This window comes from Streptomyces sp. NBC_01808 (genome assembly GCF_035917395.1).
In the GTDB taxonomy this organism is placed as follows: domain Bacteria; phylum Actinomycetota; class Actinomycetes; order Streptomycetales; family Streptomycetaceae; genus Streptomyces.
The window spans coordinates 4861717-4886908 of record NZ_CP109072.1 but is presented as its reverse complement, the minus strand read 5'-3'; the positions used below and the strand labels follow the sequence as shown (position 1 = coordinate 4886908).

28 protein-coding genes and 1 pseudogene are annotated in these 25192 nt (G+C 71.7%); 21 read left to right on the top strand and 8 right to left on the bottom strand.

The genetic code is table 11. The annotated features are described in order from the left end of the window. Positions 1-109 precede the first annotated feature (109 nt). From OG946_RS21625 to OG946_RS21605, 5 genes are all read left to right on the top strand, one after another. Positions 110-544 (top strand): PLD nuclease N-terminal domain-containing protein, encoded by a 435-nt coding sequence (locus OG946_RS21625; RefSeq protein ID WP_326797703.1) that lies wholly within the window; start codon positions 110-112, stop codon positions 542-544. Positions 545-615: 71 nt separating this feature from the next. Continuing rightward, on the top strand, positions 616-996 hold the full coding sequence (locus OG946_RS21620) for a PLDc N-terminal domain-containing protein (RefSeq protein WP_326797702.1): 381 nt from the start codon (positions 616-618) through the stop codon (positions 994-996). A gap of 157 nt (positions 997-1153) precedes the next feature. Further along, positions 1154-1522 (top strand): hypothetical protein, encoded by a 369-nt coding sequence (locus OG946_RS21615; protein WP_326797701.1) that lies wholly within the window; start codon positions 1154-1156, stop codon positions 1520-1522. Further along, the gene (locus tag OG946_RS21610; protein ID WP_326797700.1) at positions 1519-1956 is read left to right on the top strand and encodes a MerR family transcriptional regulator; all 438 of its coding nucleotides are present in this window, start codon (positions 1519-1521) and stop codon (positions 1954-1956) included. Before OG946_RS21615 ends, OG946_RS21610 begins: the two co-directional genes overlap by 4 nt. Before the next feature lie 73 nt (positions 1957-2029). Continuing rightward, entirely contained in the window at positions 2030-2836 is an 807-nt protein-coding gene (locus OG946_RS21605) for an SAM-dependent methyltransferase (RefSeq protein ID WP_326797699.1), read from the top strand. Positions 2837-2858: 22 nt separating this feature from the next. Here the strand turns inward: OG946_RS21605 and OG946_RS21600 are convergent, their stop codons facing one another. Further along, positions 2859-3095, bottom strand: coding sequence for a hypothetical protein (locus tag OG946_RS21600; RefSeq protein ID WP_326797698.1), 237 nt, complete (start codon positions 3093-3095; stop codon positions 2859-2861). Positions 3096-3221: 126 nt separating this feature from the next. On the opposite strand from OG946_RS21600, the gene OG946_RS21595 reads away from it, so the two are divergent. After that, positions 3222-5333, top strand: coding sequence for an effector-associated constant component EACC1 (locus OG946_RS21595; protein WP_326797697.1), 2112 nt, complete (start codon positions 3222-3224; stop codon positions 5331-5333). A 122-nt stretch (positions 5334-5455) separates the two neighbouring features. On the opposite strand, the gene OG946_RS21590 is transcribed toward OG946_RS21595, so the two are convergent. From OG946_RS21590 to OG946_RS21580, 3 genes are all read right to left on the bottom strand, one after another. Continuing rightward, positions 5456-5752: a hypothetical protein gene (locus tag OG946_RS21590; RefSeq protein ID WP_326797696.1), complete on the bottom strand. Its 297-nt coding sequence runs from the start codon at positions 5750-5752 to the stop codon at positions 5456-5458. Between the two features lie 348 nt (positions 5753-6100). After that, positions 6101-7150: a fatty acid desaturase family protein gene (locus OG946_RS21585; protein WP_326797695.1), complete on the bottom strand. Its 1050-nt coding sequence runs from the start codon at positions 7148-7150 to the stop codon at positions 6101-6103. Between the two features lie 123 nt (positions 7151-7273). Next, the gene (locus OG946_RS21580) at positions 7274-7444 is read right to left on the bottom strand and encodes a hypothetical protein (protein ID WP_326797694.1); all 171 of its coding nucleotides are present in this window, start codon (positions 7442-7444) and stop codon (positions 7274-7276) included. A gap of 519 nt (positions 7445-7963) precedes the next feature. Here OG946_RS21580 and OG946_RS21575 point away from each other — a divergent pair. From OG946_RS21575 to OG946_RS21565, 3 genes and pseudogenes are all read left to right on the top strand, one after another. Further along, positions 7964-8167, top strand: a complete 204-nt coding sequence (locus OG946_RS21575; protein ID WP_037748811.1) for a cold-shock protein — start codon at positions 7964-7966, stop codon at positions 8165-8167. A gap of 191 nt (positions 8168-8358) precedes the next feature. Beyond that, positions 8359-9822 (top strand): DEAD/DEAH box helicase, encoded by a 1464-nt coding sequence (locus tag OG946_RS21570; RefSeq protein ID WP_326797693.1) that lies wholly within the window; start codon positions 8359-8361, stop codon positions 9820-9822. A 169-nt stretch (positions 9823-9991) separates the two neighbouring features. Continuing rightward, a pseudogene (locus OG946_RS21565) lies at positions 9992-10129 on the top strand (transposase); the annotation flags it as partial. A 28-nt stretch (positions 10130-10157) separates the two neighbouring features. On the opposite strand, the gene OG946_RS21560 reads toward OG946_RS21565, so the two are convergent. Beyond that, on the bottom strand, positions 10158-10991 hold the full coding sequence (locus OG946_RS21560; RefSeq protein ID WP_326797692.1) for an enoyl-CoA hydratase/isomerase family protein: 834 nt from the start codon (positions 10989-10991) through the stop codon (positions 10158-10160). Positions 10992-11113: 122 nt separating this feature from the next. Between OG946_RS21560 and OG946_RS21555 the strand changes: the two genes are divergently transcribed. Next, positions 11114-11503 carry a winged helix-turn-helix transcriptional regulator gene (locus OG946_RS21555; RefSeq protein ID WP_326797691.1) on the top strand — a complete coding sequence of 130 codons (390 nt, stop codon included), beginning with the start codon at positions 11114-11116 and terminating at the stop codon, positions 11501-11503. 360 nt (positions 11504-11863) lie between these two features. Here OG946_RS21555 and OG946_RS21550 read toward each other — a convergent pair whose 3' ends face one another. Continuing rightward, positions 11864-12424 (bottom strand): hypothetical protein, encoded by a 561-nt coding sequence (locus tag OG946_RS21550; protein ID WP_173534870.1) that lies wholly within the window; start codon positions 12422-12424, stop codon positions 11864-11866. A 126-nt stretch (positions 12425-12550) separates the two neighbouring features. Between OG946_RS21550 and hemL the strand changes: the two genes are divergently transcribed. The 6 genes from hemL (at position 12551) to ccsB (ending at position 19203) form a co-directional block, all read left to right on the top strand. Further along, positions 12551-13921, top strand: coding sequence for a glutamate-1-semialdehyde 2,1-aminomutase (gene hemL / locus OG946_RS21545; RefSeq protein WP_326797690.1), 1371 nt, complete (start codon positions 12551-12553; stop codon positions 13919-13921). A 1-nt stretch (position 13922) separates the two neighbouring features. Further along, entirely contained in the window at positions 13923-14633 is a 711-nt protein-coding gene (locus OG946_RS21540) for a histidine phosphatase family protein (protein WP_442814440.1), read from the top strand. 188 nt (positions 14634-14821) lie between these two features. Then, positions 14822-15421, top strand: coding sequence for a TlpA family protein disulfide reductase (locus OG946_RS21535; protein ID WP_326797688.1), 600 nt, complete (start codon positions 14822-14824; stop codon positions 15419-15421). Between the two features lie 9 nt (positions 15422-15430). Then, positions 15431-16186 (top strand): cytochrome c biogenesis CcdA family protein, encoded by a 756-nt coding sequence (locus tag OG946_RS21530; protein WP_326797687.1) that lies wholly within the window; start codon positions 15431-15433, stop codon positions 16184-16186. Between the two features lie 3 nt (positions 16187-16189). Beyond that, positions 16190-18109 (top strand): cytochrome c biogenesis protein ResB, encoded by a 1920-nt coding sequence (gene resB / locus OG946_RS21525; RefSeq protein WP_326797686.1) that lies wholly within the window; start codon positions 16190-16192, stop codon positions 18107-18109. Beyond that, a complete protein-coding gene (gene ccsB / locus OG946_RS21520) occupies positions 18106-19203 on the top strand; it encodes a c-type cytochrome biogenesis protein CcsB (RefSeq protein WP_326797685.1) in 1098 nt (365 codons plus the stop codon). Before resB ends, ccsB begins: the two co-directional genes overlap by 4 nt. A 64-nt stretch (positions 19204-19267) precedes the next feature. On the opposite strand, the gene OG946_RS21515 is transcribed toward ccsB, so the two are convergent. Continuing rightward, positions 19268-19696 (bottom strand): MerR family transcriptional regulator, encoded by a 429-nt coding sequence (locus OG946_RS21515; RefSeq protein ID WP_326797684.1) that lies wholly within the window; start codon positions 19694-19696, stop codon positions 19268-19270. 79 nt (positions 19697-19775) lie between these two features. On the opposite strand from OG946_RS21515, the gene OG946_RS21510 reads away from it, so the two are divergent. The 5 genes from OG946_RS21510 (at position 19776) to OG946_RS21490 (ending at position 23719) form a co-directional block, all read left to right on the top strand. Further along, on the top strand, positions 19776-20960 hold the full coding sequence (locus OG946_RS21510; RefSeq protein ID WP_326797683.1) for an MFS transporter: 1185 nt from the start codon (positions 19776-19778) through the stop codon (positions 20958-20960). Between the two features lie 38 nt (positions 20961-20998). Further along, positions 20999-21877: an NADP-dependent oxidoreductase gene (locus OG946_RS21505; protein WP_326797682.1), complete on the top strand. Its 879-nt coding sequence runs from the start codon at positions 20999-21001 to the stop codon at positions 21875-21877. 300 nt (positions 21878-22177) lie between these two features. Then, positions 22178-22537, top strand: a complete 360-nt coding sequence (locus OG946_RS21500; RefSeq protein WP_326797681.1) for a cupin domain-containing protein — start codon at positions 22178-22180, stop codon at positions 22535-22537. Between the two features lie 5 nt (positions 22538-22542). Then, a complete protein-coding gene (locus OG946_RS21495) occupies positions 22543-22836 on the top strand; it encodes a hypothetical protein (protein ID WP_326797680.1) in 294 nt (97 codons plus the stop codon). A 91-nt stretch (positions 22837-22927) separates the two neighbouring features. Next, positions 22928-23719 (top strand): phytanoyl-CoA dioxygenase family protein, encoded by a 792-nt coding sequence (locus tag OG946_RS21490; protein WP_326797679.1) that lies wholly within the window; start codon positions 22928-22930, stop codon positions 23717-23719. Here the strand turns inward: OG946_RS21490 and thrS are convergent, their stop codons facing one another. Beyond that, positions 23720-24967: a threonine--tRNA ligase gene (gene thrS, locus OG946_RS21485; RefSeq protein ID WP_326797678.1), complete on the bottom strand. Its 1248-nt coding sequence runs from the start codon at positions 24965-24967 to the stop codon at positions 23720-23722. Positions 24968-25192 lie beyond the last annotated feature (225 nt).

Below are 25192 nucleotides of genomic sequence, written 5' to 3'. Positions count from 1 at the left end.
CTCCGCCACGGATTACCCTGGACGGACCGCGGGGTCCGTACGGGAACCGCACCGAACCGGCGAGGGAGACCGCCGCACCGCCGCTGCACCGCACGTCGAAGGGCCGCACATGCTCAGGTATCTGCCGTTTCTCCTGGTCCTGGCGGTGTGGATCTATGCGTTCATCGACTGCCTGAACACCCCGGAGAAGGACGTACGGAACCTGCCCAAGCTGGTCTGGGTGGCGATCATCGTGCTCTTCGGCTCGGTGCTCTTCGGCCCGCTGGCGTGGTTCATCGGCGGCCGGCCGCGGGGCCGCCCGGTGATCGCGGGCGAGGGTTCGGGCGGCGGGCGCCGGCCGGGCCGGGGCGGCTGGGTGGCGCCCGACGACAACCCGGACTTCCTCCGCTCGCTGGGGGAGGACCGGCGGAAGGACGAGCCGCGGGAGGAGCCCCGGGAGGAGCCGCGGCAGGAGTCGCGGCAGGAGCCCGAGGACGAGCGCGGCCGCGAGCGGGACGAGGAAGGTCCGGAAGGACGCCAGGGACCCGACGAGGACCGGCGCTGAGACGTTAACCTGACGCGGAGACGCAGCGGGGGCCGAGGCCGTAGCCCCGCGACATTCAGGGGGTTTGCCGCGTGCTCCGCTACCTGCCGTTGATCGTTCTTCTCGGCGTGGTGATCTACGCGCTGATCGACTGCGCGACCACGAAGAAGGAGGACGCCAAGCACCTCCCCAAGATCGTCTGGCTCCTCCTCATCGTCCTGTTCCCGCTGCTGGGTTCGATCGGCTGGCTGATCGCCGGCCGCAACCGCCGCCGCCTGCCGCCCGGCGGCTCGGGCGGCGGCACCGGCGGGGGGCGGCGCTCGACGTGGGTGGCGCCGGACGACAACCCGGAGTTCCTGAAGAAGCTCGGCGACGAGAACGCGAAGGGCGACGAGGGCAAGAGCGACGACGGGGACGACGAGAGCGACGGCGACGGTGACGGCAAGCGGGACGGCGACCCGCGCGAGAAGTGATCCCCGCCTCCCCCGCGCCCGAAGGGCGAGCCGCCCCTGCAGACGGACCGCGTGCCGCGGACTCCTCGGTCCCCCGCGCTTGCAACCGGTACCCCGGTACGGGTTTACCGTCGAGAACGTCCCCGCCCGCGGGGACGCGACGACGGGAGTGAGCACCATGAGTGACCTTGCGTGGGTGCCGCGGTCCTGCACGCTGCCCACCGCCGAACGGCCCCTGCGGGTGGCCGAGTGGGACGCGCTGTTCGCGGCGGGGCCGGTCTCGCTCTCCCGGCCGGAGCCGCTGCGGCTGCGGCTGGTACTGGCGGGCGGGCCGGAAGTCGGGGAGCGGGTGCGGGAGTTGGCGGAACGGGAGAGCGGCTGCTGCTCGTTCTTCACCTTCACGACCGGGCGCGGCACCGACCGCGTCGCCGGCCGCCACCGGGACCGTACGGCCGGCCGGCTGTGGCTGGACATCGCCGTGGACCCGGCGCACGCGGCCGTCCTCGACGCCCTCGCCGCGCGGATCGACGCGGTGGCGGCGCGGTGAGCGGGACCCTGCGCAGCGGGCAGGTCGCCGCGGCGGCCGGCGTGCACGTACAGACGCTGCGCTACTACGAGCGCCGCGGCCTGCTCCCCGCGCCCGCGCGCAGCAACGGCGGCCACCGGCTGTACGGCGAGGACGCGGTGACCGCGCTCCGCGTGATCAAGGCGGCCCAGCGGCTCGGGTTCACGCTGGCCGAGGTCGCCGACCTGCTTGCCGCCGGGCGGCGCCGCCGCGGCGGGACCGCCGGCCGGACCGCCGCCGGGCTCGGGGACCGGGCGGCGGCGAAGCTCGCGGAGATCAACGCGAGGATCGCCGACCTGACCACGGTCCGTACGGCCCTCGCCGCCGCCGTGGAAGCGGGCTGCGACGACCTCGCCGTCTGCGCCTCCCACCCCCGCTGCCCTTTCCCCTTCGCCGCCCCCGGCGGGGGCCGCTGACGCGCCCCGGCATGGCGCCCGGTCCTGCGCCCCGCACAATGGGGCGGCAGGTTCGGGCGGCGAAGGGCTGATGATGGGCGCGGGTCGGAAGTCGGTCTGGCCGGTGGACGCCTCCGTGGCGCACAACGCGCGGGTGTGGAACCACTGGCTCGGCGGCAGGGACAACTACGCCGTGGACCGGCAGGTGGGCGATCACGTGGCGGGCCTGTTCCCGGTGATACGCGACGTGGCCCGCGCCGACCGGGAGTTCCTGGGCCGCGCGGTGCGCTACCTCGCGGGCGAGGCGGGGATACGGCAGTTCCTCGACGTCGGCACCGGGCTGCCGACCGCGGAGAACACCCACGAGGTGGCCCAGGGGGTGGAGCCGGCGGCCCGGATCGTCTACGTCGACAACGACCCCCTCGTCCTCACCCACGCCCGCGCCCTGCTCACCGGCAGCCGCGAGGGCGCCACCGCGTACGTCGCCGCCGACGCCCACGACCCGGAGGCGATCCTGCTCGGCGCCAAGCGCACCCTGGACTTCGAGCAGCCGGTGGCGGTCATGATGCTGGGCATCCTCAACTTCGTCCTGGACACCGGCGAGGCGCGCCGGGTCGTACGCCGGCTGATGGCCGCCGTACCGCCCGGCAGCTACCTCGCGCTCACCCACCCCACGGCGGAACTGGGCGGCGAGGGCAACGCGGCGGCGATGCGCTTCTGGAACGAGCACGCCACCCCGCCGATCACCGCCCGCAACCGGACCGAGGTCGCGAGCTTCCTCGACGACCTGGACCCCCTGTCCCCGGGCCTGGTCTCCTGCACCCGCTGGCGCCCGTCCCCGGGCGACACCGCCGAACTCCCGGAGGTACCGCAGTTCGGCGCCCTGGCCCGCAAGGTCTGACCCCCGGGCCCGGGCGCCGCGGTCAACGCGCGGTCGGCTCCGGTGCCGTTGCCGGCCGGTCCATGGCCCGGTCCAAGTGGGCGATGTTCGCCGGTACGTCGTCGCTCTCCGTGCTGCGGATCAGTTGCAGGGCAGGCTGGACGAGGCCGCCGGGGCGGGCGATCAGGCGGGCCAGCACGGCGGCGCGGATGTCGAGGCGGTCGATCGTGGCCGCGGTCGAGGTCGTACATCGCGCGGGGCTCGGCCGGGTGGCGGACACCTCGCCTGATCGGGTCGGCCTCCCCCGCTCCGCTGCCATGTGTGACCGTTCCGGTACAGCCTGTGACCTGACGGCGCTACGGTACCGGTCAGCGAGTGAAAGTCCGCGGGCCGGCAGGGAGATCCCATGCACATCAAGATCACGGCACAGGGCGGGCCGGAGGGCGAGGAGGAGCTGCGCTCCTTACGCAGGCATCTGGAGGATGACCCGGCCATCCCGCTGACCCCCTCCATGGGACTCACCCTGGAGGCCATCGAGTTCGTCACCGGAAGCTCTTTCGACCTCGCCAACCTGGTCCTGGCGCTGTCCGCCTGGCGCGCCTCGCGGCCGGTGAGTTCGACCCTGGAGGTGCGGCAGGACGAGCACACCGTACGGCTCTCCCCGCAGGCCCTCGCCAACCCCCCGACGACCGACGCGGCCCTGCGCCCCCGGCTGCCGCTGCCCCACCTCTCGTACGCCGTGCTGATCGGTGTCGCCGACCACGTCCCCGAGAGCGGCCTCCGTCCGCTGCCGGCCGTGGACCGCGGCTGCCTGGAGCTGCGGGACGTACTGGGCGACTCCCGGGTCTGGGGGCTGCCGACCAACCGGTGCCAGATCGTCCGCCCGCAGAACCGCGAGCAGCTCCTGGACCCGGTGGCCCACGCCGCGCGACAGGCGTCGGACTGCCTGGTCGTCTACTGGGCGGGCCACGGCCTGACCCACGACGGCGCGCTCCATCTGGCCCTGCCCGACAGCCGCGAGGCCGACGTCCCGGGCACCGCGGTTCCGTTCACCGACCTGCTCCGCCGGCTCGGCGCCGCCCCCGGCCCGCCGTCCCGGACGATCGTCATCCTGGACTGCTGCCAGGGCAGTGTCGCCTTCGATGCCGTACGAAGGGAGGTCGAAGCCGCCGAGTTGCGCGACATCTACGTACTGGCGGCCTCGCCCCCCGGCGGCGACGCGGTCGGCACCACCGGCACCGGGCTCACCGCCTTCACCCGGGCCCTGGTCGAAACGGTCCGGGCCGGCATCGGCAACCGCCAGGACTTCCTGACGCCGAACGACATCGCCGACGAGCTGCGCCGGATGGTTCCCGGCCAAGGCGGCCCCGCGCCCCACACCCTGGACCCGCACACGGTCGGCAGCCGCCCCTTCGTCCGGAACCTCCGTGCCAAGCCGGGCACCGCGCACCTCTCCTGGCCGCGCCGGCACTCCAGGGCCCTGACGGCTGCGGCGGTCGCCCTCGCCGTGATCACGGGCGTGGGGGTCTGGAAAGGCTCCTCCGACACCGGCGCCACAGGACCCTGCTCGAAACGGGTCGGTCTGCTGGGCTACTCCGATGCCCTGGACACCCTCACGGACCCCATGCCGGTGCAGGGGATTTCGGCCCTCGCCGTCACCGGGGACCGCACCATCCTGGCTCTGGGGGACAACCGCCCTCCCCGTCTCCACTCCCTCACCCTCGACGACGCGCGCCTCGTCCCCGCGGTCGGAGACGCCACGATCCTGCACCCCCGGGACGACAATCTCTCCGCCGCCGACATCGACGGCGAGGGGATGGCGGTGGACGGGAAGAACGTCCTGATCAGCTCGGAGGCAGGGCCGTCGATCCGGTCGTACCGACTCGGCGACGGGATACAGAACGGGGAGATCGACCTGCCGGAGGGCTTCAAGGATTCCAGCCCCGCACGGCGGCTGGAATCCCTGAGCCTGAGCGAGGACCGCACCCAGTTGTACGCGGGTATGGAGGGCCCCCTGCACATCGACGGCGAGGCGGCGGGTCGCAGCCACGTACGGATCCTGCGCTACACCCGTTCTCCGGGCGGGGAGTTCGGCAAGAGGCCCCAGCAGTACGCGTACAAGACCGAATACGGTCTCTTCCTCACCGAGCTGATCGCCCTGAGCGGCGACCGGCTGCTCGCCCTGGAGCGCGGCTACATGCCGGAGGGCAATTCGGTTCACCTGTTCCTGCTGTCGCTGGCGAAGACGCCGGACATCAGCGGGGCGAAGTCGCTCTCCGGCATCACCGACGACTCCTGGGTGGAGAAGAAGCTGCTGGCCAATCTGGGGAACTGCCCCACCGCCGGAGCACCTCGCAGGCAGCCTCAGCTCAATCCCCTGCTGGACAACATCGAGGGCATGGCCCTGGGCGAGCACCTGCCGGATGGCCGCCGCGCCCTCTACCTGGTCAGCGACAACAACGCCAACACGAAGAAGCAGACGACCAGGTTCTACAAGCTGAGCGTGGACCTGTCCTGACGTCCCGACAGCGTCGGGCGCCCCGTGGAGCGAAACCCGGTAGACGCGGACGGTGTTGCCGACTCCTGCCGGGCAGTGGCCCCTTGGCCGCGGGCCGGCGAGGCTTGCCGCCGTTGCGAGTCTTACAGTTCGTCGGGGTGCGGGTGGCCGATGACGGAGAGACGGCACGGCCCGATCGGCTCGGGGGCGTGCATGGTGTCGATCGTGAGGTGAAGCCGGGTGCCTTGGCCGTCTTCACCGGCGGGGTAGCTGCGTTGTTCGTCGGCTGCGAAGCGGAGACGGAGCACCTCGGCGATCTGGCGCGCCGTTTCCGGGCCGGCCGCGACGATGCGGACCTCTGCGAAGCCCGGTGCGGGGAGTGACCGCGGCTGTGCGGCCGGCGGGGGTGCCGCGTGGCCGTTGCCGGTCTCCGCGGTCATCCCGTGCCCTGCCCCCGGCGCCGGGGGCATCTGCGTGCCCGGCTGCTCGGCCGCCGTCGGCCGCGACCGCCGTCCCGGTGGTCGCGCCGCACGACGTGATCGACGTGGTCGCCGAGATCGGGGCCGGAGCGCGTGAGCGCTGGTGTCGTGGGGCTTGCGGTCCAGACAGGGCTGCGGACAACGGACAGAGCCGTCATGGGCGGGACCGATCTCGGGCGGCGGTCACGCCGGCCCGGTGTATCCGTGCGCCGGGAACGGCGCCGACCATGAAGTCGGCACGCGAAATGCTCTCGGTGTTCACCACCCTACTCCGCCACGGCCCCCGGCGGAGTCGGCCACGACGACACGTCAGGACGCCCGGGCGGGGCGGCGCAGCGGGGCGCCGGCCTCGTGCAGGCTGCGCAGGGCCTGCTTGTAGGAGGTGAGCAGCCCTGTCTCGACGTAGGACACACCCAGCTCCTGGCAGTGGCGCCGGACGATGGCCTGCGCCTTTGCCAGATGCGGGCTGGGCATGCTCGGGAAGAGGTGGTGTTCGATCTGGTAGTTCAGACCGCCCAGCGCCAAGTCGGTGAGCCGGCCGCCGCGCACGTTGCGCGAGGTGAGCACCTGGCGGCGCAGGAAGTCCGGGAGATCGTGCCCGGACAGGGTCGGCATGCCCTTGTGGTTGGGGGCGAAGACGGAGCCGAGGTACAGGCCGAACAGGCCCTGGTGGACGGCCAGGAAGGCGAACGCCATGCCGGGCGGCAGGACCAGGAACAGCACCGCGAGATACGCCGCGATGTGCCCGAAGAGCAGGGTGCCTTCCAGCGTCCGGTGCTTGACCTGGCGGCCGGCCAGCGCCCGGACACCGGCGACATGCAGGTTGACGCCCTCCAGGGTGAGCAGCGGGAAGAACAGCGCGGCCTGCCAGCGGCCGAGCAGGCGGGGCAGGCCCCGCGCGGCCCGGGCCTGCTCGGGTGTCCAGACCAGGATGTCGGGGGAGAGGTCGGGGTCGCGCTCTTCGTGATTGGGGTTGGCATGGTGGCGGGTGTGCTTGTCCTGCCACCATTCGTAGCCCATACCGATGGCGGCGCCGGCGATCCGGCCGGACACGGTGCTGGCCCGGCGCAGCCGGAACACCTGGCGGTGCGCCACGTCGTGGGCGACCAGGGCGACCTGGCCGAAGACCACGGCGAGTACGGCGGCGACCGCCAGCGTCCACCAACTGGCGCCGACGAACCCGAAGACGGTCCAGGCGGCGGCGTAGCACGCGACCACGGCCGTGATCCGGACCGCGTAGTAGCCGGGGCGGCGGGCCATCAGCCCGGCGTCGGAGATCTTCTTCGACAGCCGGGAGAAGTCACTGCCGGACTCGTCCGGCGGCCGGACACGGGCTGAGGGGGCTGGAGATGCGGTCATGGTGAGGCGTCCTTGTCTTCGGCGGTGCGTACGTCGCCCTCCCGCCGGTCACCGCGGCGGGAGGGCGGCGAGTCGGGCCTGGAGAACATCGGTGATCTCTTTCGGCGGGTGGGCCACCCGCGTTTACCGAGCGGTGTGTTCGGCGCGAAGTAACGCCTGCTTGTCCCGGGCGACGGTGAAGTGCATGCGGTCGGTGTCCAGTGGGTCCCGGCTGTCCTCGCCGTGGCCCGTCTCGCCGTACCACCGTCCCCCGGGCGTGACTTTCGCGGTGTGGACGACGCGGTGGACAGCCATCACGCCTGCGGCGCGTTCACGCGCCCGAACGGTCTGGCTCCAGGGCCCGGCGGCGTCGCGGCCCGGCCGGCTCCGCCGGCTTTCGCGTACTCGGCGCAAAACACCCGCTGCCCGGATTCGATTGTGGGCAGCCGATCGAGAAGATCGCCCAAGCCAGTCCTTCATGGTATGGGCCGGAGGCCCTTGCGCCCCATTGGACGTATTTTCCGTGCCGATGTCAAAGAGCCGGAGGGCACGGAACCCGCAATCGGGCCCCGACCTGCCGCGGGGCCCGTCGAGGAGCGGTCCCGGATCAGCAGAGGTCCGGCCGCCGCGGCCTGCGCAACCAGCTCGTGGCCACCCGTGCTAGGCTGGTTGAAGTTGCAGTTGTGGTTCCCATGAACTTTGTGTGCGCCTGCTGGCTTTGACCTTCAGGCGCATTTCTGTTTTTCGGTGCTTTCCGGACCTGGTAATCATCACGGCGACGCGGGATCGCGCACCGTGCGGATCTCCGGCACAGCCACCAAAAGGAGAAGAGACATGGCCACTGGCACCGTGAAGTGGTTCAACAGTGAAAAGGGCTTCGGCTTCATCGCCCAGGACGACGGCGGCGCCGACGTCTTCGCCCATCACTCCAACATCAACGCTCAGGGCTTCCGTGAGCTGGCCGAGGGCCAGCGGGTGGAGTTCGACGCCACCCAGGGGCAGAAGGGCCTGCAGGCGGAGAACATCACCCTCATCTGAACCCTGATCCGAGGACGTGGCGCAAGTCACAAGCACGGGCCGGCGCCGCGTGGCGCGGGCCCGTGCCCCGCGGCCGGAGCGCTCTGCGCACCGCGCCGCCGTTCGCCCATTCCCCGGCCCGTTCCTGCGGCTTCCGTGCGGCTCGTCTCCGCCGGAATCTCCTCGACACGCGCCGCAACGAGGAGGTTCCCATGAACCGCAGTACACGTCATAACTCCGGCAACCCGGCCCGTCGCCGTTCGCGCGGTCAGACTCCGCGCCGGCCGGGCGGCCGGAAACCCGCCGCCGCGCAGGGCGAGTTCGCGCTGCCGGTGAATGCCACTCCGGCGCTCCCCCCGGCCGCGTCGTTCGCCGACCTGGACATGCCGCCCGTTCTGCTGACGACGCTGCAACACCAGGGGGTGAGCGTGCCGTTCCCCATCCAGGCGGCCACCCTCCCCGACTCCCTGGCCGGCCGGGACGTCCTCGGTCGCGGCCGTACCGGCTCGGGCAAGACCCTGGCCTTCGGCCTGGCCCTGCTGGCCCGTACCGCCGGGCGGCGCGCGGCCCCCCGGCACCCGCTGGCCCTCATCCTGGTACCCACCCGCGAACTGGCCCAGCAGGTCACCGAGGCACTCACCCCCTACGCCCGGGCAGCGCATCTGCGGCTCGCCACGGTGGTCGGCGGCACGTCTCTGGCACGGCAGGCCGCCGCGCTGCGCGACGGCTCCGAGGTGGTCGTGGCCACCCCGGGACGGCTGCGGGATCTGATCGACCGCCGCGACTGCCACCTGGACCAGGTACGCATCACCGTGCTGGACGAAGCCGACCAGATGGCCGACATGGGCTTCCTGCCCCAGGTCACCGCCCTGCTGCGGCAGGTGCGGGCAGACGGCCAGCGGATGCTGTTCTCGGCGACGCTGGACCACAACGTCGACCGGCTGGTGCGGGCCTTCCTCACCGACCCGGTCGTCCACTCGGTCGACCCGTCGGCCGCCACCGTGACGACGATGGAGCACCACGTGCTGCACGTCGCGGACGGCGACAAGCGGACGGCCGCCACCCACATCGCCGCCCGCGACGGCCGTGTGCTGCTGTTCCTCCACACCAAGCGCGGCGCCGACCGGCTGGCCCGGCACCTGCTGAGCAACGGGGTGAAGGCCGCCGCGCTGCACGGCGGCAAGTCCCAGTCCCAGCGCACCCGCACCCTCGAACAGTTCAAGCGCGGAGACATCACCGCACTGGTCGCCACCAACGTCGCCGCCCGCGGAATCCACATCGACGACCTCGACCTGGTCGTCAACGTCGACCCGCCCGCCGACCACAAGGACTACCTCCACCGCAGCGGCCGCACGGCCCGCGCCGGCGAGTCCGGCAGGGTGGTGACCCTCGTCCTGCCCGACCAGCGCCACGAGATGACCCGTCTGACCACCACAGCCGGCATCACCGCACACACCACCCGCATCCAGCCCGGCAGCACAGAACTCGCCCGCATCACCGGTGCCCGCACCCCGTCCGGCGTCCCCGTCACCCTCGCCGCAGCCGCCGTGAGCCCCGTCAAGCGCAAGAACGCCGGAGGAGGCAGCGGCCGCCGCGGCGGCTCCGCCCTTACCCAGCGCGCGTCCTTCCGCACCCGCTTCCCGGAGAAGACGACGCCGCGCAGGGCGGCCGCATAGCGCCACAGCTCAGCCCGGCCGCCACACCGATGGAGGCCGGGCGGCGGTACGAGGCCCGGAACCCGTCCCGCTCGGTGACGCCGACTCCGCTCGCGGGCAAGATGCCCTGGCGGCTCTGATTCACCGCTCCGGCGGGACCCTCTTCGACGGCGGTTCTGACCCGTGTCCTGACGGTGAGATGACCGACCACCCCGCCTACGAAAAGCACGACGCGGCCCGCCGGGACGGCGGCAACTCCCGTAACGGCCGCCGGACCAAGACCGTGACCACCGACATCGGCCCGGTTCAGATCAGCGTGCCCCGGGACACCGGTGAGTACGTGGGCCCTCGTCCGGCTATCGGGCCAGTCCCCGGAGCAGGCCCTCAAGATCGCGCTCGCCGTCGCGGGTCTGGGCGCCGTGGGCCAGCCCGCCGCGGATCAAACGCTCGGCCGCGGGGCGAACGAACTGGCCCGCCCAGGCGTCGTGTTCCCGCAGGAGACCCTCGGCCAGGTCCTCGGGGACGATGGCGCGCTTGGCCGCCGCGATCACACCCTCGGGCAGGGCTGCGATGTTGCGGGCGAGGCGGTCGACGATGTCGTCGAGTTCGTCAGCAGGGACGGCCCGGTTGACCCAGCCGTAGCGCTCTGCGGTTTCGGCGTCGTACAGGTCGGCACCCAGCACCGCCTCCAGGGCGCGATTGCGGCCGACCCGGCTGGCGAGGTACTGAGTGCCCCCTCCACCAGGGACGATGCCCATGAGAGCTTCGATCTGGCCGATCCCGGCGCGACCGATTGCCGCGAACGCCATGTCCGCGGCCGTGACGAACTCCGCCCCTCCTCCGCGCGCCATCCCGGCAAGCTTGACGATGGTCACCTGGGGCTGGTGCCGAAGCAACTCCCCCAGCGCCTGGAAGACGTTGACGCCGTCTGGAAGGCCGGCCGCGAGCTTGTCGAAGGCGTCTGGCGTGTCAACGAGCGACATGTCGACGTGGGCTATGAAGAACTCCGGGCTAGCGCTGTCGAACACGATCACCCGAACCGAGTCGTCGTCGCTCAGCGCGGTCAGCAGGTGCCGTAGGTCGGCCATCATGGCGACGTTCAGGACGTTGACCGGTGGGTTGTCGAGGGTGACGCGGGCGATGCCGTCCTCAAGGCTCACCCGTAGGGTCGCGTAGGCGTCGTGGTTCATGGAGATCTCCGATCGGCACCTGGTATGCATCTAGGTTCCTGATGCATACTTACAGTGCGATGGAGGGCGACCGGCGTCAATAACGCACTTTCGGCATCGCAAGGATCGCGAAGGATACCGACATGGCCACTCCTGAAACCGGCGGCGACGCCGGCATCGACATCGTCTACCGGTCCGACTGCCCCAGCCGCCCGATCCTCGACCAGATCGCCGACAAGTGGTCGATGATGGTGATGGCAGTCCTTGAGAAGCCCACTCGGTTCAACGAGATCAAGCGCCGCCTTGAGGGCGTGACCCAGCGGGTCTTGACCCAGACCCTGCGCCGCCTGGAGCGCAACGGGATGATCGTGCGCCGCGTGCTGCCGACCTCGCCGGTCGGGGTCGAGTACTCCCTCACCCCGCTCGGCGAATCCCTGCGGGAGCCGTTCGGCCGGTTGTACGACTGGACGGTCGACCACGCGGACGAGATCCGGGCGCACCAAATGGACTACGACCAACGCGTTCAGAGCTGAGAAGGCGTGCCCGAGAACCCCATCGTCCTGAGCTGACTCGTTCCGGCACCGCTTCGGCGTCCGGGTCCCCCAGACCTGCGACGTCCAGGTGCGGGTCGAACGCGTCCGGCCGAACCGTCAGTTCCGTGGTAGCGCAGATGCCGGGAGGCAACCGGCAGTGCCATCACTTCTCATCAACAATCAACCGCCGTCGGAACCGGTGATAAACGCTGCCACTCGACATCGATGAAGCCACCGCCCTCATGCGCGCCGACGCCGGCAAGGACGAGACGGACACGACAGAGGGCACATCCCCCGGAGATCACTCCGGCGTGTGCCCTCTCTGTGCTCTGGCGGCCTGACCGCCGTCCCGGCCGGGCCTCAGGGCCAGACCAGGCAGTACGGCTGGTGGCCGGCCTCGTGGAGGCGGTCGGCGAACTCCTGCCACTCGTGGAGCATCCGGTAGACGTCGAAGGCGTCGCGGGGGCCGCCGCGGTCGGGAACCGTGGACCAGATGAAGGCGGCGGCGCCGACCTCCTCCTCGCCGATGCCGCGGAGGGGGTCGACCACCGTCATGGGGAGGCGGACCACCGCGTAGTCGGGGTGGAGGACGACGAGTTCCAGGGGCGGGACCTTGTGGAGCGGTATGCCCTCGATGCCGGTGAGGACCATCGCGGACATCGTCTCGGGCTTCACCTTGGCGAAGAGACCGCCCTGGCCGAGTTCGTCGCCGCCGAGTTCCTCCGGGCGCATGGAGATCGGCACGCGGGCCGCCGTCGCGCCGTCGGGCGCGCCGAAGTACTTGTACGTCACGCCGCCAGACCGGCCGTCGTTCTTGTTCACGCCCTCGCCGCCGTGGTTCACCCGGCGATGGCGTCCCGACCTGGCGCGCCGGGGCCCTCGGTCATCGGTCCCTTCGCCCAGTTCGCCACCGCGATGCATATCTCCACCCGACTGCTCTCAGATGTGCACTGCCCCCGCCGCGCAACCCGATCATCGTCTCAGCTACATCCCCAGCAGCGGGCCCGCGAAACACCCCGACGCGGGTCGCCTTGCGACTCTGAGACCATGGCTTGCGTGACTTATCCGTACCAGGCTCCAGTCTCGCAGAAGCTCTACGACCGTGCGGCCGCTGTGACGCCCGGCGGCGTGAACTCTCCGGTGCGTGCGTTCCGTGCCGTGGGCGGTACGCCCCGGTTCATGGTGTCGGGGAAGGGTCCGTACCTGACGGACGCCGACGGTCGCGAGTACGTCGACCTCGTCTGCTCGTGGGGACCGATGATCCTCGGCCATGCGCACCCCGAGGTGACCGCCGCGGTGCAGGAGGCCGTCGCGCGCGGGACGTCGTTCGGCACCCCCGGGACCGGCGAGGTGGCGCTCGCGGAGGAGATCGTCTCCCGGGTCACCCCCGCTGAGCAGGTACGACTCGTCTCCTCCGGCACCGAGGCGACGATGTCGGCGATCCGGCTGGCGCGCGGGTTCACCGGGCGGGCGAAGGTCGTGAAGTTCGCCGGCTGCTACCACGGGCACGTCGACGCGCTGCTCGCCGCGGCCGGCTCCGGGGTCGCCACGCTCGGGCTGCCGGACACCCCCGGGGTCACCGGGGCGCAGGCCGGCGAGACCCTCGTACTGCCGTATAACGATTTGGCAGCCGTCCGCGCGGCGTTCGAAGAGCACCCCGGGGACATCGCCTGCGTGATCACCGAGGCGTCCCCCGGGAACATGGGCACGGTGCCGCCGCTGCCCGGCTTCAACCAGGGGCTGAAGGGCCTGTGTGCCGAGCACGGCGCGCTGTACGTGTCCGACGAGGTGATGACCGGCTTCCGCACCTCCAGGGCCGGCTGGTACGGCGTCGACGGTGTGACCCCGGACCTGATGACCTTCGGCAAGGTCATGGGCGGCGGCTTCCCCGCCGCCGCGTTCGGCGGCCGGGCGGACGTCATGGCGCGGCTCGCGCCGGCCGGGCCGGTGTACCAGGCCGGCACGCTCTCCGGGAACCCCGTCGCCACCGCCGCCGGGCTCGCGCAGCTCCGGCTCCTGGACGACGCGGCGTACGACACGCTGGACGCCGTCTCCCGGCAGCTCCGCGGGCTCGTCACCGAGGCGCTGGCCAAGGAGGGCGTGCCGCACCGGGTGCAGACGGCGAGCAGCATGTTCTCCGTCTTCTTCACCGATTCCGACTCCCCCGTCGTCGACTACGAGGGCGCGAAGGCGCAGCGTACGGAGCAGTTCACGGCCTTCTTCCACGCCATGCTCGCCGAGGGTGTGTACCTGCCGCCGTCCGCCTTCGAGTGCTGGTTCGTCTCCACCGCCCTCGACGAGGGCGCGATGGAGCGGATCGCCCGCGCGCTGCCCGTCGCGGCCCGCGCGGCGGCGGAAGCGGGTGACGAAGCCGGGGGCGGGTCACCGGCCGGGGAGCAGGACGTCCAAAATGGCTGACATGCGCGGTAAAGATGAAGAGAATCTCACCGTCGTGCACGTCGTACGCCACGGTGAGGTCCACAACCCCGACGGCGTCCTCTACGGCCGCAACCCCGGCTACCACCTCTCCGACCTGGGCCGGCGGATGGCGGAGCGCGTGGCGGAGCACCTCGCCGCGCGCGACGTGCAGTACGTCGTCGCCTCCCCGCTGGAGCGCGCGCAGGAGACCGCCGCGCCCGTCGCGAAGGCGCACGGCCTGGAGGTCGCCTGCGACGACCGGCTCATCGAGGCGGCCAACGTCTTCGAGGGCAAGGCGTTCGGCGTCGGCGACGGCGCGCTGCGCAAGCCGGCGAACTGGAAGTACTTCACCAACCCGTTCCGCCCCTCCTGGGGCGAGCCGTACATCGAGCAGGTCGTACGGATGACGGGCGCGCTGCAGTCCGCCCGCGAGGCCGCCCGCGGTCACGAGGCAGTCGTCGTCAGCCACCAACTGCCCATCTGGATCCTGCGCAGCTTCGCCGAGGGCCGGCGGCTGTGGCACGACCCGCGGTCGCGGCAGTGCACGCTGGCGTCGCTGACGACGTTCACGTTCGACGGCGACGACATCGTCTCCGTGGGCTACAGCGAGCCCGCCCGCGACCTCGTGCCGCCGCACCTCCTCGCGGGGGCGCAGCGCAAGTTCGGCCGGGGCGCCATCCGCGGCGCGGCGGCCAACGCCCCGCGGGCGTAGCGCGCGGGCGGCCCGCCCGGGCCGGTACGCGGCCCAGCGGCCCGGCGTCCAGCGGCCCCTCGGCCCCGCGCCCCTCGGCCGCGCAGACCCGCGGCCCCGCGGCCCCGCTGAGCAGCCCCTCCGTCCCGTCGCGCGTCGCTAGAGGGGGGTGGAGAAGATCCCTCTCCGGGCCATGCGAAACTTTTCACATGATTTTTGCGAGGAGGCTCCACCGCCGGACCCTCGCGGCCGCCGCCGCGGCCGTCGCCGGCGCGCTGGCGCTGACCGCGTGCGGCGAGGACGCGACGTCGTCCGGTGGCAACACCCAGTTCGTCAGCGGCACGGGTCAGCTCACCGTGGTCAAGGCGAGCGACCGCCTCGCCGCGCCGGACATCTCCGGCGAGACCACAGACGGCGAGCAGCTCGCGCTCGCCGACTACCGGGGCAAGGTCGTCGTCCTCAACGTGTGGGGCTCCTGGTGCGCCCCCTGCCGCGCCGAGGCGCCGAACCTGCGCAAGGTCTCCGAGGACACCGCCGACCGCGGCGTGCAGTTCATCGGCATCAACACCCGCGACCTCGACGTGGCCAACGCCCAGGCGTTCGACCGCTCCTTCAAGATCGAGTACCCGAGCCTGTACGACCCGTCGGGGAAGCTGATCCTGAAGTTCCCCGAGAACAGCCTCTCGCCGCAGGCGATCCCCTCCACGCTCATCCTCGACCGCGAGGGGAAGATCGCCGTACGGGCCCTCAAGCCGCTCTCCGAGAAGGAGCTGCGCAAGGCGCTGGAACCGGTCATCGAGGAGAAGTGACGTAACGCCATGGAGCCGAACCAGACCGTGCTGACCGGGGCCCTGCTGCTGGCCCTGCCGGTCGCGGTGCTCGGCGGCCTGGTGTCCTTCTTCTCCCCGTGCGTACTGCCGCTCGTCCCCGGCTATCTCAGCTACGTCACCGGGGTCAGCGGCACCGACCTGGAGAACGCCCGCCGCGGCCGGATGGCCGCCGGCGCCGGCCTCTTCGTTCTCGGCTTCACCGCGGTCTTCGTCTCGACGGGCGCGTTCTTCGGCGGCGTCGGCAACAACCTGCTGGAGCACCGGGAGACGATCTCCAAGGTCGTCGGCGCGCTGACGATACTGCTCGGGCTGATGTTCATGGGGATACTGGGCCGCACCCTCGGCGGGTTCACGCAGCGGGAGTTCCGGATCCACAAGCGGCCCGCGGTGGGTCTCGCCGGGGCGCCGATGCTCGGCATGGTCTTCGGCATCGGCTGGACGCCGTGCATCGGCCCGACGCTGATCTCGGTGCTCGCGCTGTCCACGAACGAGGCCAGCGCCGGCCGCGGCGCGCTGCTCACGGTCGCGTACTGCCTGGGCCTGGGGCTGCCGTTCATCGTCGCCGCCATCGCCTTCCGGCGGGCGCTCGGGGCGTTCGCCTGGGTCAAGCGGCACTACGTGTGGGTCATGCGAATCGGCGGCGGCATGCTCGTCGTGACCGGCATCCTGCTACTCACGGGCGTCTGGGACCGCATCATCAACGAGATGCAGGTCTGGTCGTCGAACTTCACTGTGGGGATCTGAGCCATGACCACGACCGACGAGCGCGAGCTGACCGCCGCCGCGTCCCAGTTGTCCACGGCACCGGTCGACGACTCGCCGCAGAGCCCGCTGCCGCAGGGCGGCTCGTTCGGGCGCGAGCTGGTGGCGTGGGCGCGCTGGTTCTGGCGGCAGCTCACGTCGATGCGGGTGGCGCTGATACTGCTGTTCCTGCTGTCGCTCGGCGCCATCCCCGGCTCGCTGATCCCGCAGAACTCGGTCGACGAGATCGCGGTCGTCCAGTTCCACGAGCGGCACGAGACGCTGGGCCCGCTCTACGACAAGCTCCAGCTCTTCGACGTCTACAGCTCGGTGTGGTTCTCGGCGATCTACATCCTGCTGTTCGTCTCGCTGGCCGGCTGCATCATCCCGCGCTCCTGGCAGTTCGTAGGCCAGCTCCGCGCCCGCCCGCCGCGCGCCCCGCGGAACCTGACGCGGCTGCCCGCGTACACGACGTGGGAGACCGAGGCCGAGGAGGCCGAGGTACGCGAGGCCGCGGAGCGGATCCTGCGGCGGCGCCGGTTCCGCTACGCCGTGGCGCCGGCCGGCGACGAGGGCGCGATCTCCGCCGAGAAGGGCTATCTGCGCGAGGCCGGCAACCTGCTGTTCCACATCGCGCTCTTCGTCCTCCTCGTCGCCTTCGCCGTCGGGAACCTCCTGCGCGTCGAGGGCGGCAAGCTGATCGTCAAGGGCGACGGGTTCGCCAACACCCTCACGCAGTACGACGACTTCCAGGACTCCGCGTTCGGCGCCGACCTCGACTCGTTCGGCTTCACGCTGGACGACTTCACGGCGACGTTCGAGAAGGACGGGCCGCAGCGCGGCACGGCGCGCGAGTTCTACGCCGATCTGACCTGGTGGAAGGGCGCGGCGGGCGAGCAGCACAAGGCCCGCGTCGAGGTCAACCACCCGCTCCAGATCGACGACACCAAGATCTTCCTCATCGGCCACGGCTACGCGCCCGTCGTCACGGTCCGCGACGGCCAGGGCGACGTGGCGTTCAGCGGCCCGGTCGCGTTCCTGCCGCAGGACGGCAACCACACCTCCACCGGCGCGATCAAGGTCCCGGACTACCGGGACGAGAACGGCGAGAAGACGCAGATCGCCTTCCAGGGCTTCTTCACCCCGACGTTCGGCGGCTACAGCAAGGACGGCATGGTCTCGCAGTTCCCGGGACCCGAGTACCCCGCGCTGTTCCTCAACGCCTACCGCGGCGACCTCGGCGTGGACGCCGGCGTGCCGCAGAACGTGTACCAGCTCGACACCGAGCGGCTGAAGCAGTTCAAGCAGAAGAACGGCGAGCCGCTGCGGAAGTCGCTGCGGCCCGGCGACACGTTCACACTGCCGAACGGGGCGGGGTCGCTGAAGTTCGAGCGGCTGGAGCGGTGGGCCAGCTTCCAGGTCTCCCAGCAGCCCGGCAACTACTGGGCGCTGGGCGGGTCCGTCCTCGCCATCGTCGGCCTCGCCGGGTCGCTGTTCATCCAGCGCCGGCGCGTGTGGGTGCGTACGGCGCCGGGGGCGGACGGCCGTACGGTCGTGGAGCTGGCGGGGCTGGGACGCAGTGAGAGCGCGCGGCTGCCGGAGGAGCTGGCGGACCTGGCGGTGGCGCTGCAGACGGACGGGGCACCGGCGGTGGCCACCGCGGACGACGCCGAGGACGCCGAGGACGCCGAGGACACCAACGCCGAGGACACCAACGCCGAGGACACCGACGAGGCGGCGGCCGAGAAGAAGTCCGGGGGCGCCGGGGACAAGTCCGGCGCGGCCGGGGGTGGGTCCGCGGCGGCGGGTGCGAAGTCCGTAGAGTCCGAAGCCGAGCCCGCAGTCACGTCAGAAGAGACCGAGTCGCACGAAACCGACGAGCCCGAAGGGCCCGAAGCCAAGCCCGATGAAGGAGCGCGCGCGTGAACATCGCTGCCGCGACGGACCAGAACCTGGCGGACATCAGCAACGTCCTCATCTATTCGGCGATGGCCGTCTACGCCCTCGCCTTCTTCGCGCACGTCGGGGAGTGGATCTTCGGCAGCCGTAGCCGCGTGGCCACGACCGCCGCCGCGCTCACCCCGCGGCAGGCGGCCGGCGCGGACGCGCCCGCCGTGACCGTCACGGTCAAGAAGCGCGGCGGCGGCACCGCCGTGCTGGAGCGCCCGAAGGTCGTCACCCGCGGTTCCTCCGGTGCCCCGGCCGTGCCCGACGGTCCCGGGGCCGCGGGCGGCGACGAGCAGGGCGACGTCTACGGCCGCGTCGCGATCTCCCTCACGGTGCTGGCCTTCGCGCTGCACGCCGCCGGGGTGCTGACGCGCGCCCTGTCGGTGCAGCGCGCGCCGTGGGGCAACATGTACGAGTTCTCCACGACCTTCTCCATGGTCGCGGTGGCCGCGTACCTCGGCTTCCTGGCGGCCCGCAAGAACATCCGCTGGATGGGCCTGCCGCTGGTCACCACGGTCCTGCTCGACCTGGGCCTGGCGGTGTCGGTGCTCTACACCGACAGCGACCAGTTGGTGCCGGCGCTCGACTCGTACTGGCTGTGGATCCACGTCTCGCTCGCCATCGCCTGCGGGGCGCTGTTCTACCTCGGCATGGTCGCGACGGTCCTCTACCTCTTCCGCGACCGCTACGAGGCGAAGCTCGCGGACGCGAAGGGCCCGCAGCCCGGTTCGTTCGCGCGCTCGGTGCTGAGCCGGATGCCGGCGGCGTCGTCGCTGGACAAGTTCGCGTACCGGGTGAACGCGGCGGTCTTCCCGTTCTGGACCTTCACCATCGTGGCGGGCGCGATCTGGGCGGAGAGCGCCTGGGGCCGCTACTGGGGCTGGGACCCCAAGGAGGTCTGGTCGTTCATCACGTGGGTCGCGTACGCCTGTTATCTGCACGCCCGGGCGACGGCCGGGTGGAAGGGCCGCAAGGCCGCGTACCTGGCGATCGTCGCGTTCCTCTGCTTCCTCTTCAATTACTACGGCGTCAACATGTTCGTCGACGGCCTGCACTCGTACGCCGGCGTCTAGGTGTTGCGGGCCAGGAGGATATTGACGTTCGCCAGCGGTCAACCGTCCTGCCTATCGGGCGGGGTTACGCGGGTGGCGTCGTGGCCGTCGCGGGCGCTGGGGTGTGGGCCGTAGCGCTGGCGGCGGCGCGTTCGGCGACGTCTGCGGGAGCGGCGGCGATGACGTCGTCGAGTGCAGAACGGGATGTTTGCAGGTCGGTGATGGCCTGGGTGATCCGCTTGCGTTCGGTGAGCAGGTCGGCAAGGAGGTCGGAGCAGGTCGGTACCAGGCGCTCTTCCTTCTCGCGGAGGCAGGGCAGGATGGTGGCAATGGTGGTGGTGGATAGGCCGGCGGCGAGCAGGCTGCGGATGCGGCGCACGGTGTCGACGTCCGTCTCGCGGTATTCCCGGTAGCCGCTGGGGCGCCGCTCAGGGTGGAGCAGGTGCTGCTCTTCGTAGTAGCGCAGCAGCCGTTCGTGGACGCCGGTCCTGCGGGACAGCTCACCGATGCGCACGTGATCCTCCTCACGGATGCCTGGGGATGGGCAGCGCCTGTTGACTCTAACATCGGTGTGAGAGTTTAGCTTCCGATGCATGGACAAGAGCTTTGCCTCGCTCGCTGCCCTATGCGCGAGCGTCTTCGTTGTCGGCACGTCGGAATACCTGGTCGCGGGCATGCTGCCCGAGGTCGGTGCGGATCTTCAGGTGTCGCAGAGCACCGCCGGGCAGGCGGTGACCGCGTACGCGCTGGGCGTGGTGATCGGCGGACCGGCGGTGACCCTGCTGACCGCGCGACTGCCCCGCAAGGGGCTGGCGATCGCGTTGATGCTGCTGTTCGCCGCGGGCAGCGCGCTCAGCGCCATAGCACCCACTTTCGGGATGCTGCTGGCCGGGCGGGTGGTCTCCTCGCTCAGTCACGCCACATTCCTGGCGCTGGCGCTGGTGATGGCCACCAGCGTGGTGGACGAGCACAAGACCGGCTCGGCGATCGCCACGGTGGCGTCCGGGTTCACCGTGGCCACCTTGCTCGGGGTGCCCCTGGGCTCGCTGTTGGGGCACGCCGCCGGGTGGCGCGTTCCGTTCGCAGTGCTGACCGTACTCACCCTGGCCGCCGTCGCGTTGCTGGCGCTGGTGCTGCCCCGGCAGCAGGCGCCGGAGACGAGGCTGCGCGACGAGGTGCGGGTGGTGACCCGTAAGCCGGTGCTGCTGGCCATCGCCACCACCGCGGTCGGCTTCTCCGGCGTCGCGGTGGTCTTCACCTACATCGCGCCGCTGCTCACCCGCATCACCGGTTTCTCCCCGGCCGCCGTCTCCGCCCTGCTGCTCGCCTACGGCGCCGGCAGCTTCCTGGGCAACCTGGCCGCCGGCAAGCTGACCGACAAGTCCCTGTCCGCGACCGTGCGCGGGGTCTTCGGCGGCCTGACCGGCGTGCTGGCGGCCATGCCGTTCGCCGCTGCCTGGCAGCCCACAGCCGTGCTGGCCGTCCTCGTCCTGGGGCTGCTCGCCACCGCCACCATCGCCCCGCTGCAAGGTCTGATCCTGCGCCACGCCGGGGCCGCCCCGACGCTGGCATCTTCCGTCAACGTCGGCGCGTTCAACCTCGGCGCCGCCACCGGCTCCGCCCTTGGCGGGGCCATCGTGGCCGCGGGCGCGCTGCGATGGGCCGGCCTGGCCGGGGCGGTGCTGAGCCTGACCGGCCTGGCCCTGACCTATCTGATCCTGCCCCGCACCCAAACCACCCAGCACACCGACAAAACCACGGCCCCCACCACTGCCTGAACACCACCCGCCCGTTCCTGGAAGGACTCCTTTTGACCATGCGCGCTGTCCAGATCGACCGCCACGGCAGCCCCGACGCTCTGATCGTCCGCGAGGTGGCCGAACCCGCCGTCGCCACCGGCGAAGTCCTCATCCGCACCACGGCCACCAGCCTCAACCCCGTGGACTGGAAGACCCGGGCCTGGCAGGTCGGACCGCCGTTGCCGGCCACCCTCGGCTGGGACCTCTCCGGCCACGTCGTCGACGGCAACGACACCAGCTATGGGGTGGGTGTCCCGGTGATCGCGATGTCCGCACAGATCGCCACCGGCCGCGGCACCTGGGCAGACCTGGTCGCCCTGCCCAGCCACCTACTCGCCCCCGCACCCACCAGCATCTCGCTGGAACAAGCCGCGGCCCTGCCGCTGGCCGGTACGACGGCCCTGCAAGCCCTCCGCACCGCAGAGCTCGCTGCCGGTGAGCGCATCCTGGTCGTCGGCGCCGCCGGCGCCGTCGGCGGCCTGGCCGTCCAACTCGCCCGCCTGGCCGGTGCCCACGTCGACGCCCTGGTCTCCCGGCCCGAACACAAACCGGCCGCCGTCGAACTCGGCACGGAACACGTCTGGCACCGCCCGGACGACCTGCCCCGAGGCCGCTTCCCGGTCATTCTCGACACCGCCGGCGCCGAGGCGGCCGCCGCCCTCGTCCCCGGCGGGCGCTATGTCTCCATCGCCGACCATCCCCTGCCCGACCTGCCTGGCGCCCGCAAGAGCTACGTCCAGGAAAGCGCCACCGACCTCGCCCACCTCGCCAAGCTCGTCGACGCGGGCGAGCTGCGGCTTCGAGTCGCCGAGCGCTATCCGCTCGACGACATCCGCACCGCCCACGAGCGCTTCGAAGCCGGTGGCCTCCTCGGCAAGGTCCTCATCACGTTCTGACACCCATCCCGCCCCTCGGCTGCGAACGGTCACCCGCACTGCCACCTCCGCAGCCCAAGCATTCACGGACAAGAGAGACTCCCTTGCCGCACGCCAACGCACCCCTATCCACGGAAGGGCGCCGTCGCCTTATCGAACGATGCAAGAGCCGCCCAATCGCCCACGTCGCGGCGCCTGCGCGAAGGCGTAGCGAACGTCCTGGCCTCCTACATCTGGGTTCCCGTCCCGCGATACCTCCCTCTGGTTGCCGCCCTCGGCGCGCGAAGCGCACACTGGAAGGGCACAGAGGGAGGTATTGCGATGCTGGAAGTGAAAACCATCGAGAAGCCGGACGAACGACGCGACTTCCCGCGCGGTCACCTCGAAGCGGTGCACATGACCGGCCTGGATTTCGCGGTCGCGACTTTCGAGCCCGGCTGGCGCTGGTCGGAGTCGGTCAAACCCCTGGCGGGTACCGAAACCTGCATGGTGCACCACAACGGTTACGTCGTTCAGGGCCGCATGCGCATCCTCATGGACAGCGGCCAGGAGTCCGAGGTGCAGGCCGGCGACGCCTTTGTCTGCCCGCCGGGCCACGACGCCTGGGTCGTGGGTGACGAACCGGTCATCCTCTACGACTTCGCCGGCGGCATGGCGACGGAGTACGCGAAGGGAAGCTGAGGGCAATGACGTTCGTGCAGCTCATCGAGTACGAATCGGACCGCCCCGAGGAACTGGGCCGTGCCATGGACGAATGGATGACGGCCACCGAGGGAAAGCGCACGATGTCGCGGGAAATCCACGCACGGGACCGGGAAAGCAGCCGGCATTTCGTGGACATCGTCGAATTCCCGTCGTATGAGCAGGCGATGGTCAACAACGACCTGCCGGAAACACAGCGCATCGCGGAGCGGTTCCGCGAGCTGTGCACCTCCGAGCCCAGGTTCGTCGACCTGGACGTCGTGGACGACCGTTCCTGACAAGGGCACACGCCTGCACATGGACTGACGGCGCGCGCGCCGGTCGGAACGCCCTGTGGTCTCGGACGGCCCCCGCGGTCATCCTGGGGCCATGGTCACCTCCAACGGTTACGTGCTAGACGAGTCCCCGCGCCGCCTCGGCGAGTTGCGGCCCGTGCCAGACGCCGAGCGGGGTGACCGCGAGGCGCTGTGGGCACGGCTGCGGCGGGAGGGGTATCTGTGGCTGCGTGGGGTGCTCGACCCAGGCGGCGTACGGGAGTTCCGGCGCTTCTACTTCGCGCACGTGGACCCCGAGCTGCCCCGCAGCGACCAGCGCGCGGCGCTCTTCGGGCGGGTCGTGCCGGGGCCCGAGTACGCGGAGTTCTGCGCGCAGCCCGCGGTGCGGAACTGGTACGCCTGGTTCCTCGGCGGCGAGACCTTCCTGCACCGGCGCAAGATCCTGCGCCACACCCGGCCCGGCGAGGCCGGGATCGGCACCGCCACGCAGGCGCACTACGACCTCGTCTACCTCCGCGAGGGTACGGACCGGGTGCTCAGCTCGTGGATCCCCCTCGGCGACTGCCCCGTGGAGCTGGGCGGGCTGGTGTATCTGGAGCGCAGTCACGTACGGGTCCTCGCGGCCGAGGCGGCGGGCACGCTGAAGCACCCGGCCGCCTCGATCACGGCCGACCTGCCTGCGCTGGCGGAGGAGTACGACGCGCGGTGGCTCCTCGCCGACTACGCGGCCGGTGACATGGTCGTCCACTCGGCGCACATGGTGCACGCGTCGCTGGACAACACCGCGGCCACGTACCGGCTGTCGACCGACATCCGCTACCAGCGCGCCGACGAGCCCCTCGACTGGCGCTGGCAGGAGCACTGGCACGACCTCGACGGGCTCTGATCAAGCAGCGGCTTCCCCCTCGTCCGGCCACAGCTCCGGGCGCCGCGCCGCCACCGCCGCCGCGATCCGCGCCACCGCCTCCGCCGCCGGCAGCGGCGCGGGGCGACGCCCGTCGCGTAGCCGCAGCGCCGCCGCCCCGCCGGCCGCCTCCCGGGCCCCGACCACCACCTGGTACGGGGCCAGCCGCGCACCCCGTACCCGCGCACCGAGGGTGCCCCGCTCGGGCCCCGCCAGCTCCGCCCGCAGCCCGGCCGCCACGCACCGCCGCAGCAGCGCCTCCGCCGGGGCGATCTCCGCCTCGCCCACCGGCAGCACCACCGCCTGCACCGGCGCCAGCCACGGCGGGAACGCCCCCTGGTGCACCTCCACGAGCTGCGCCACCGCCCGCTCCGCGCTGCCGACGACGGAGCGGTGCACCATCACCGGGCGGTGCCGCCCGCCGTCCGCGCCCACGTACGCGAGGCCGAAGCGCGCCGGCTGGTGGAAGTCGACCTGCACGGTGGACAGGGTCGCCTCGCGGCCGGCCGCGTCCAGCACCTGCACGTCGATCTTCGGCCCGTAGAACGCCGCCTCGCCCTCCTCGGCCTCGTAGTCAATCCCAGCCGCTGCCAGCGCCTGCTCCAGCAGCGCGCCCGCCCGCCGCCACAGCCCGGGGTCGCGCACGTACTTCGCGCCGGGGCCCGGCAGCGACAGCCGGTAGCGGGCGGCGGCCAGGCCCATCGCGGCGTACGCCTCGCGGATCAGCCGCAGCGCGGCCAGCGCCTCGCCGGCGACCTGCTCCAGGGTGCAGAAGACGTGCGCGTCGTTGAGCTGGATGGCGCGTACGCGGGTGAGGCCGCCGAGGACGCCGGACAGCTCGGCGCGGTACATGCCGCCCAGCTCCGCGATGCGCAGCGGGAGTTCGCGGTAGCTGCGCTCGCGGGAGCGGTAGATGAGGGCGTGGTGGGGGCAGAGGCTGGGGCGGAGCACGACCTCCTCGCCGTCGGGGCCGCCGCCGAGGCGCATGGGCGGGAACATGTCGTCGCGATAGTGCTCCCAGTGCCCCGACAGCTCGTACAGCTCGCGCTTGCCGAGTACGGGTGAGTAGACGCGCTGGTAGCCGGCGCGGTGCTCGACGTCGGCGACGTACTCCTCCAGCGCCTGCCTTACGGCGGCGCCGGCGGGCAGCCAGTACGGGAGTCCGGCGCCGATGAGGGGGTCGGTGCCGAAGAGGCCGAGTTCGCGGCCGAGGCGGCGGTGGTCTTTCACGGTGGGGCTCCTCGCGGGTCGGTGGGGGCGGTGGCCGCCCGCGGGGGTGGTGCACGCCGAAGCCCCGGGGCGGTCGCCCCGGGGCTTCGGCTGGGTCGTGGGTCAGCGCGCCGGGACGGTGTCCGGCGTCGTCGTCTGCACAGCGCGCTTCATGCCCGGGAGGCTAGCAGGGGCGGGGGGCGGGTTCCGACCCGTTTTCCGGTGCGGGGACGGGCCCGGCGGGCC